Annotated in this window: 9 protein-coding genes; 1 reads left to right on the forward strand and 8 read right to left on the reverse strand. The window is 70.3% G+C overall.

Annotated features, from left to right (window positions below; genetic code table 11):
- From CCN72_RS34975 to CCN72_RS34990, 4 genes are all read right to left on the reverse strand, one after another.
- Window positions 1-382, reverse strand: a 382-nt coding sequence (locus CCN72_RS34975) for a DUF5954 family protein (protein WP_244174631.1), incomplete at its 3' end; no start/stop codon positions are given.
- A 437-nt stretch (window positions 383-819) separates the two neighbouring features.
- Entirely contained in the window at window positions 820-1,569 is a 750-nt protein-coding gene (locus tag CCN72_RS34980) for a sulfite exporter TauE/SafE family protein (protein WP_086812383.1), read from the reverse strand.
- A gap of 145 nt (window positions 1,570-1,714) precedes the next feature.
- Complete coding sequence (locus tag CCN72_RS34985; protein WP_086812385.1) at window positions 1,715-3,079, reverse strand: MBL fold metallo-hydrolase; 1,365 nt, start codon at window positions 3,077-3,079, stop codon at window positions 1,715-1,717.
- A gap of 190 nt (window positions 3,080-3,269) precedes the next feature.
- Window positions 3,270-3,974: a rhodanese-like domain-containing protein gene (locus tag CCN72_RS34990; protein WP_244174632.1), complete on the reverse strand. Its 705-nt coding sequence runs from the start codon at window positions 3,972-3,974 to the stop codon at window positions 3,270-3,272.
- A gap of 290 nt (window positions 3,975-4,264) precedes the next feature.
- On the opposite strand from CCN72_RS34990, the gene CCN72_RS34995 reads away from it, so the two are divergent.
- Entirely contained in the window at window positions 4,265-5,317 is a 1,053-nt protein-coding gene (locus CCN72_RS34995; RefSeq protein WP_086812392.1) for an NAD(P)/FAD-dependent oxidoreductase, read from the forward strand.
- Window positions 5,318-5,396: 79 nt separating this feature from the next.
- Here the strand turns inward: CCN72_RS34995 and CCN72_RS41485 are convergent, their stop codons facing one another.
- From CCN72_RS41485 to CCN72_RS35010, 4 genes are all read right to left on the reverse strand, one after another.
- Complete coding sequence (locus tag CCN72_RS41485) at window positions 5,397-5,525, reverse strand: hypothetical protein (protein WP_279630313.1); 129 nt, start codon at window positions 5,523-5,525, stop codon at window positions 5,397-5,399.
- 298 nt (window positions 5,526-5,823) lie between these two features.
- Complete coding sequence (locus CCN72_RS35000) at window positions 5,824-6,291, reverse strand: nuclear transport factor 2 family protein (RefSeq protein ID WP_086812389.1); 468 nt, start codon at window positions 6,289-6,291, stop codon at window positions 5,824-5,826.
- Between the two features lie 23 nt (window positions 6,292-6,314).
- Window positions 6,315-7,007, reverse strand: coding sequence for a hypothetical protein (locus tag CCN72_RS35005; RefSeq protein ID WP_143664309.1), 693 nt, complete (start codon window positions 7,005-7,007; stop codon window positions 6,315-6,317).
- A gap of 30 nt (window positions 7,008-7,037) precedes the next feature.
- On the reverse strand, window positions 7,038-7,738 hold a 701-nt coding region (locus tag CCN72_RS35010), incomplete at its 5' end, for a PucR family transcriptional regulator (RefSeq protein ID WP_208638181.1).

The following is a 7,738-nucleotide window of genomic DNA, read 5'->3' on the forward strand; positions in this document are numbered from 1 at the left end:
CGGCGCGCACGATCCGGTAGCGCGTGTCCAGCACGGTGAGTTCGTCGACGGGCTCGGTCTCCAGCCGGGCGACCGCCGCGAGCAGGGCCCGGCGCTCCGCCCTGTCCTTGGCCTCGTCCTTCGCGCGGAACCACAGCCGGGAGTACAGGGTGTCGCGGGAGATCTGCGGGAAGGGAGCCGTGATCGAGGTCACCGCCCGCCAGCGCTGCCCGTCCTCGGCGGTCTGCGCGACCACCCCGAACAGGGGGCCGCGCACGGCCACTTCACCGGCGCTGTGCACGGCGTCGAGGGCGTCGGCCTCCATGGCGGCCTCGACCGGCTCCACCGGAATGCGCACGACCACCGGCCGAACCCCGTCCGGACTGACATTCCCAAGGTCCATGCCCCCATCCTGCCGAGCGGGAGGTACGGTCAGCGCGGTTTTTGGTGAAATACCGCTGCCCGTGCCGAAAACCAGCCATCCGTGGGGGATCGGCGGCCGTGAGGTGACGGCCCCCGGGCTAGGCGTCGGGGGCGGGGAGTTGTGGCGGAGGGGCCTGCTGGGAACTTCCCGCGCGCCCCCGGATCGTAGGGCCCCAATAGCCTCACGAGCCCAGGCAGAAGGGCTCCCAGGGCTTCAAGATCAACGCATTGCCCCCTATGACCCGCATCTCGGTCGTACTCCGACTACCGCCGGTCCGAACGGCCTCGGGCGGCGAGATCCGGTGCCGAGAAGTTCGTCAGGCAGGAGGCCAACTGGAGAGGAGGGCGCGTTGGCGGCCGGGGACACCGGGCGGATGCGGGCCCGCCTGGAAAAGTTGTCGCCGATCTGGGCTGCTGTCACGTCACGGCGTCGGCGAGCATGAAGGCGGCCACGGCCAGCAGGACCACGGCGAAGATGCGCTGCAAGTGGGACGCGGAGACCTTCGCGGCTATGCGCTTGCCGTCCCAGGCGCCCAGGATCGCGGTTCCGATGAACGGGCCGATCAGCGCCCAGTCGACCGAGGCAGCGGTGCCGGAGCGAGTGGCCAGGGAGGCCAGTGAGTTGGCCGTGATGACCAGCAGACTGGTGCCGACCGCGGCCTCCATCTCGAATGCCAGGACGGTGACCAGGGCGGGGACGGCGAGAAAGCCGCCGCCCACACCGAGCAGTCCGGTCAGCGTGCCGAGTGCGGCACCGGCCCCGGCTGCCTTGCCCGGCCGTACACCGCCGTCTTTGGGGCGGGCGGTGTCAGCGGGCCGGAGCATTTTGAGGGCGGAGAGGGCGACTATGGCGGCGAAGGCGAGGGTGAGGACGGCTTGAGGCAGGTGGGCGGAGGCTGCCCCAGCGACGGCCGCCGGAAGAATCCCGGCGGCTGCGAATGCCGCTCCGGCCTTCCACCGCACCCGCCCGGCCCGGGCGTGCGCGTACAGGGCGGTCAGAGATGTGGCGGTGACGATGATCAGGCTGGCGGTGGTGGCTGAGGCGGGGGTGAAGCCGAGCAGGTAGATCAGGGCGGGCACCGCCAGGACGCTGCCGCCGCCGCCGAGGGCGCCGAGCATCAGGCCGACAACGGCTCCTGCAATCAGGGCCAGGATCAGGGCGGTCACGCTATTCGCTCACTGTGTCTGCTGTCGCCGGCCGACGGCATTGCGGTACCGGTGATGCGGGGGTGGGCCGGTACGGGGCCGAGGCAGCCAAGAGCCTGGCGGTAGAGGAACATCACGTGCCTTCTGTGCAGGTGGAGCAAGGGATTCATGACCGGGTGAGGCTCAGGCCCGCGTCGGCGGCCGCCTCGAAGCTGTCATCGATGGCGACGACCTGTCGTCCGGCCGCGTCCAGGAGAGACGCGGCGATCGCCGCGCGCATCCCGCCGGCGCAGTGCACCCACACCGTGCCGTCCGGCACGTCGCCGACCCGGCCGTGCAGTTCATGGAGCGGAATGTGCACGGAGCCCTCGATGAAGCCGTTCGCACGTTCGGAATCCCGGCGCACATCCAGTACCACCAAGTCCTCGCCGCGCTTGTGTGCGGCGGCGAGGTCGGCGAAGCCGGCGCGGGGGAAGAAGGCGAGCCGTTCCCTCTGACGGACCCAGGCGGCTGGATCACCGGTGGCGGCGGCGGCCGGGCGGTCGATACCGACCCGGGTCAGCTCCCGCTGCGCCTCGGCAATCTGCGCCGGGGTGTCGCCGAGCAGGGTGACCGGCTTGCCCCACGGGATCAGCCAGGCCAGATAGGTGGCCAGCTTGCTTGTGCCCTCGAAGTTGAACGATCCGGCCACATGGCCGTCGGCGAAGGCGACCCGGCTGCGCAGGTCCACCACCCACTCACCCGCCGCCAGTCGTTCGGCGATCTGTGCGGCGTTGGCGGGCTCGGGCGGGGTCAGGTCGACGGGCCCGGGTCCGGCGGCGTTGGCCGGGCCCATGTGCGTGTAGTAGGCGGGCACGTTCTCCAGCCCGGTCAGGACCCGCTTCACGAAGTCGTCGACATCCAGGGTGAATGCGTCGTTGCCGGCGCGTTCCTGGCCGATCGTGCTTGCATCGCCCTCGGCCTGGGAGGAGGAGCAGAAGCTGCCGAAACCGTGCGTGGGCAGCACCGGCACCTCGTCGTCGAGTGTCGCCGCCAACCGGTGGACGGAAGCGTGCTGGGCACGGGCCAGTTGTTCGGTCAGCCGCGGGTCCACCAGGTCCGGTCGTCCCACGGAGCCGATCAGCAGAGAGCCGCCCGTGAAAGCAGCCACCGGGTCTCCCTCCTCCTCCAGGACGTACGAGGTGTGGTGCGGGGTGTGGCCCGGGGTGGCTATCGCGCGCAGCACCAGGTACTCGTCCACCTCGGACACGTCCCCGTCCGCGACAGGAGTGCGAGGGAAGGAGACGCGGGCCCCGACCGGGACGAGGTAGCGGGCGCCGGTGAGGCGGGCCAGTTCCAGACCGCCGGTGACGTAGTCGTTGTGCAAGTGCGTCTCCGCCACGTAGGCGATGCGCACCCCTCGCCGCGCAGCGAGGGCGATCACCTGATCGACGTCCCGCGGCGGATCGACCACGACCGCAGCTCTCCGACCCCCTGCCAGATAGCTACGGTTGCCCAGCCCCTCGAACTCCAGGGTGTCGACAAAAAACATGGCGTGACTCCTCTCCGGGCTGGCGTACCCGGGTAATTCCTTTTCGGTTCTAATTTCCTGGGCCATTGCGCAAACGGTCACCGTCTTGAATGGCGGTAGCGGATTTTCCGGAGACTGAGGGCGGACGGCGTGTCCGGCCGGCCTCATGTCGGCGGACGTATGCGCCGGTTGTCTTCCGGTTTTGCTTTCGTCAGTCCTCGTGCACCGCATCTGCGACGCGATCGCCGTTGTTCTCGGCGCTTTCGCTCCCGGGAAGGACGACCGGCAGCCCCGCTGCTTCCCACGCCTCAAGGCCGCCCGCCACGCTGTAGACGGAAGACCGGCCCGCGCGGATCGCCTGCATGCCGCCCTGCGCGCTGCGGTTGCCTGTGCGGCAGACGAAGGCCAGTGGGCCGTCAGGCAGATCCGACAGCGACGCCGGCAATGTGCTGAGCGCGGCGTGGACGGCGCCGGCCGGGTGACGCGCTGCCCATTCATCGTCTTCACGGACATCGACCAGTGTGAGTTGCCCATTCTCGGCGCGGCGACGCGCCTCAACAGGAGACAGGTCAGCGGGCATGCGACCGTCGCCGGAACTCAGGCTCTGCGTGGGCAGGACCGTCCGGATCGCCTCGTAGTTCGAGGCATGGACGACGGCTATCTGCTGTCCCATCATCGGGCAGACATTCATTGCCTCTTCCCAGTGACGGGTGGACTCCCATTCCGCCACGTTGACGAGAGAGAATTTGCTCCCCGGAACGATCGTGCGGAACATGTACGTCCGAATGAAACCGGGCTGCGCCGCCATCACCTCCGCAGCATCTTGCCATGCGGCGAGATAAGAGGCTTCCTTCTCCTCATCGATCTCGATCGGAATGATCACGACGTGGCGATTTTCCATCTGCTGCTTCCTCAAGTATTTCAACTATCGGCATGCGGCTCGATCCGGAGGAATTCCCAACGAATGCGGGAGCACGACCGAGTCCTGGAGATACCGGCTTTCAGTTGGGGGCCGGAACCATCTGGACGCAGCTTGCACACGCGTATCCGCAGGCGACGAATCCTCTTGCTGGACCGGCAAGTTGCTCGGCGTGCTCCGGGGCCGTCGGCCGACCGGCGAGCCATCCCCGGCGGCGAGAGCCAGCGCGTTTTGCCAGGACAGCATGAATCTTTGCGGCATCCGTGGCGCCGTCGCACGCTGATGGCATGAGCGAGTTCGAGTTGATACGAGATGGTGAACAGGCCTGGGACGTCGTGGTGGTCGGGGGTGGGACCGCCGGCCTTTCCGGGGCTTTGACTCTGGCCCGGGTGCGCCGGTCGGTTCTGGTGATCGACAAGGGTGAGCCCCGCAATGCTCCGGCTGCCGGCGCCCATGGTGTGCTCGGCCGCGAGGGCATCTCTCCTCTGGAGCTACTGCGGCGAGGGCGCGAGGAGGTCGCTTCGTACGGCGGTCGTGTCGTTTCGGGGCAGGTCACGCGGATCTCCCGGGACGGCGCGGGCTTCCGGGTTGTCACCGAGGACGGGCAGCACCTACGGACACGCAGAGTGCTGGTGACCACTGGTTTGGTCGATGTGCTGCCGGACGTGCCAGGGCTGGCCGAACGGTGGGGGCGCGACGTGCTGCACTGCGTGTACTGCCACGGCTGGGAAGTCCGGGACAAGGTCATCGGGGTGCTCGGCAACTTCCACCAGGCACTGTTGTTCCGTCAGATGTCCAAGGACGTCACGCTGTTCCTGCACACCGCAACGGAACTGACCGATGAACAGTGGGAGCAGCTGGCTGCTCTCGGCGTCGCCGTGGTCGACGGTGAGGCCACCGGGCTCGAGGCCGACAGCCAGGACCAGCTGGCGGGCGTGCGGCTGGCATCGGGAAAGGTGGTGCCGGTCCAGCAACTGGTGGTCGCCCCCCGGTTCCTCGCGCGCGCGGGTTTCCTGCGCGAGCTGGGCGTGACGATGCGGGAACACCCCATGGGCCTGGGGGAGCAGCTCCAGGTGGACGCCTCCGGGTTCACCGGAGTGCAGGGCGTGTGGGCCGCGGGGAACGTCAGCGATGTACTGGCCGGGGTTCCCGCCGCGGCAGCGGCCGGCACCACCGCGGCCGCCGCGATCCACATGGACCTGCTGAAGGCCGACGCGGAAGCCGCCGCCCGCGCGGCGAAGGACGGTGAAGTGTTCAGCGGGGCGATGGAGGCCGAGGTGTCGCGGCGGGTGCTGGGCAGCCGTGCGCACGGACTGGGCTCCCTCCCCGGCGGGAACTGAGCCCTTACCGCGACCGGGTCAGGTGGCGCGGACCCGGAGGTGGGCCCGTTCTCCCTGGCGTCCAAGCAGGATGAGAAGTTCAACGGCCTCGTCGCCGTCGGCGCCACGGGCCGGTCTTCGCGTCCAGGCCCCTGGCCTGGGCGATCTGCCGGTCGGCGGCGGCGAGTCGGGACTTCAGCGCACCGTCGGCGCGCCGGGTCGCGGGCACCGCGCCCGGTCCTGGGCGGAGGCGACGACGGACGCGGTGGCCGAGTGGGCGTGCGCGGCACGGGCCGCCGCCGGGTCGGGGGCCGGGGCGGCGAAGGCGGAGGGCGCGGCGGCGAGGCGCTGGGCCGCGCAGAAGGTGACCAGGGTGGCCGCGGCGGCGGTGAGGGTGCCGCGTCCGCGGGGGGTCTATACGGGTAGATGATTCCCCCGTAATGATGACGGGGACATGTCACCCTGCACAAGGTTTTCACGGCGTGAACAGATAAACTTCTTTGCTCTACAAAGAAGTTGATGTCGCGTCAGGCAAGAGGGAAGTCGTGTCCCTTGCCCCGCTCGTCGGCCGGGCGCGGCCCGAAGTGGCGGCGCTCCGCCTCCTCGATGGGCATGTCGTTGATGGATGCCTCGCGGCGGCACATCAGGCCGTTGCCGGCGAACTCCCACAACTCGTTGCCGTACGAGCGGAACCAGCGGCCCCCGGCGTCGTGCCACTCGTACTGGAAGCGGACCGCGATGCGGTTGCCGCCGAAGCTCCACAGGCTCTTGCGCAGCGCGTAGTCCAGTTCGCGCTCCCACTTGGCGGTCAGGAAGCCGACGATCTCCGCGCGGCCGGTGAGGAAGACGTCGCGGTTGCGCCAGACGGAGTCCTCGGTGTAGGCGAGGGCGACCCGGTGCGGATCGCGGGTGTTCCAGGCGTCCTCGGCGGCCTGGACCTTGGCCAGGGCGCCGTCGAGGTCGAAGGGTGGCAGGGGCGGGCGGGTGTCGGACATAGTCGGGCGGTCCTCCGGGTCGGTCAGCGGATCGGCCGCAGCATGTCGGAGCGGACCCGCAGGGTCTGCTCGGCGGCGTCCTTCAGGTCGACGTACGACGTGGTCATGTAGGCGACGCGGGCCAGTGTGTTGCCGTCGGCCCAGGCGCAGGCCGGGTAGGTGAGGGCCTGTCCGTCGGTCCAACTGCGGCTCAGGTACTCACAGCTGACCCTGACGGGGGAGGAGGCCGGGGTGAGGTCCCTGGGCGGGGTGACCACTTTCACGGGGCTGGCCGTGGAGCCGCGTTCGGCGAGCAGACGGGCGCGCAGCGAGGCGGTGTTCCTGAACCGGCCGTACATGCCGGTCACGACCACATCGTCGTAGTCGGCGTCCTTCAGCCGGTACGACGCGACGACGCCGTGGGCGGCCTCGGCGTCCAGGCTCAGCCGCCAGGTCCGCGCCATGGTCCGGCCGGTGGTCGCGGAGTCGTCCCGGCGCAGCTCGTACCGGCCGTCGAGCACCGTGTGCGGAACGGTCAGCGTGGACTCGGCCCGGGGAAAACTCCGGTCGAAGACCTTCCCGGACAGCACGACCGCCGCCAGGATCGCCACGATCAGCAGCAGGGCCCCGCCGATGACCGCCGCCACAAGGGCGGCCGGTCTCTTCCGCGGCGGGGGCAGGGGCGGTGCGCCCCAGGGGTCGAGATGCGCCGACTGCGGCGCCGAAGGCATGGACACGCCAGAAAGATACTCGATGTGATCATGGAGTCACGCGCGCTGTCCGCCGGCGCCGCGCCAGTGCCGGATCTCCAGCGCCGCGGCGACGTCGAGCGGATGCTCGGCGAGCGGGCGGGGGAGCAGCCGGTCGGCGCGGCCGAGGCGGCGCAGCAGGGTGTTGCGGTGGGTGAACAGCCGGGTGGCGGCCCGCGAGGCGTTGCACTGCTCGGCCAGGAAGGCGCGGACCGCGTCGATGAGGTCGTCCGGGGCGTGCTCCAGATCGCCGAGGGTGCGCTGGACGAAGCGGTCGGCGCGCTCCAGGTCCTGGGAGAGCAGGGCGACGAGTTCGACCTCGTCGTGCGAGGCGAGGCGCTGGGCGGAGGCCAGCCGGGCGAGCATCCGCTGGGTGGTGAGGGCGTCCAGATGGCTGCGGCGGAAGCCGTCGACGCCCGGGGCCGGTGAACCGAGCGCGATCCGCACGGCGGGCAGCCGGCCGAGCCCGGCCCGCACCCGGTCGGTGTCCGGCCGCCCGGTGAGCCACACCCAGCGGGTGGCGTCGCTCGCCATGACGCTGAGCAGATGCGCGGGACCCGCCGCGGCGGCCAGCAGATCGGCGGCGCGGTCGAGTTGGCGCAGCTCCGCCTCGGGGGCGTCGGTCCAGACGACGGCCGCGGTATGGGTGGCGTCCAGCGGATAGCCGAGGCGGGCCTCGGCGCGCTGCCGGGTCATGGGCGCGCCGTCCAGGAGCAGGG

It is taken from the genome of Streptomyces murinus (genome assembly GCF_002154555.1).
Taxonomy (GTDB): domain Bacteria; phylum Actinomycetota; class Actinomycetes; order Streptomycetales; family Streptomycetaceae; genus Streptomyces; species Streptomyces murinus.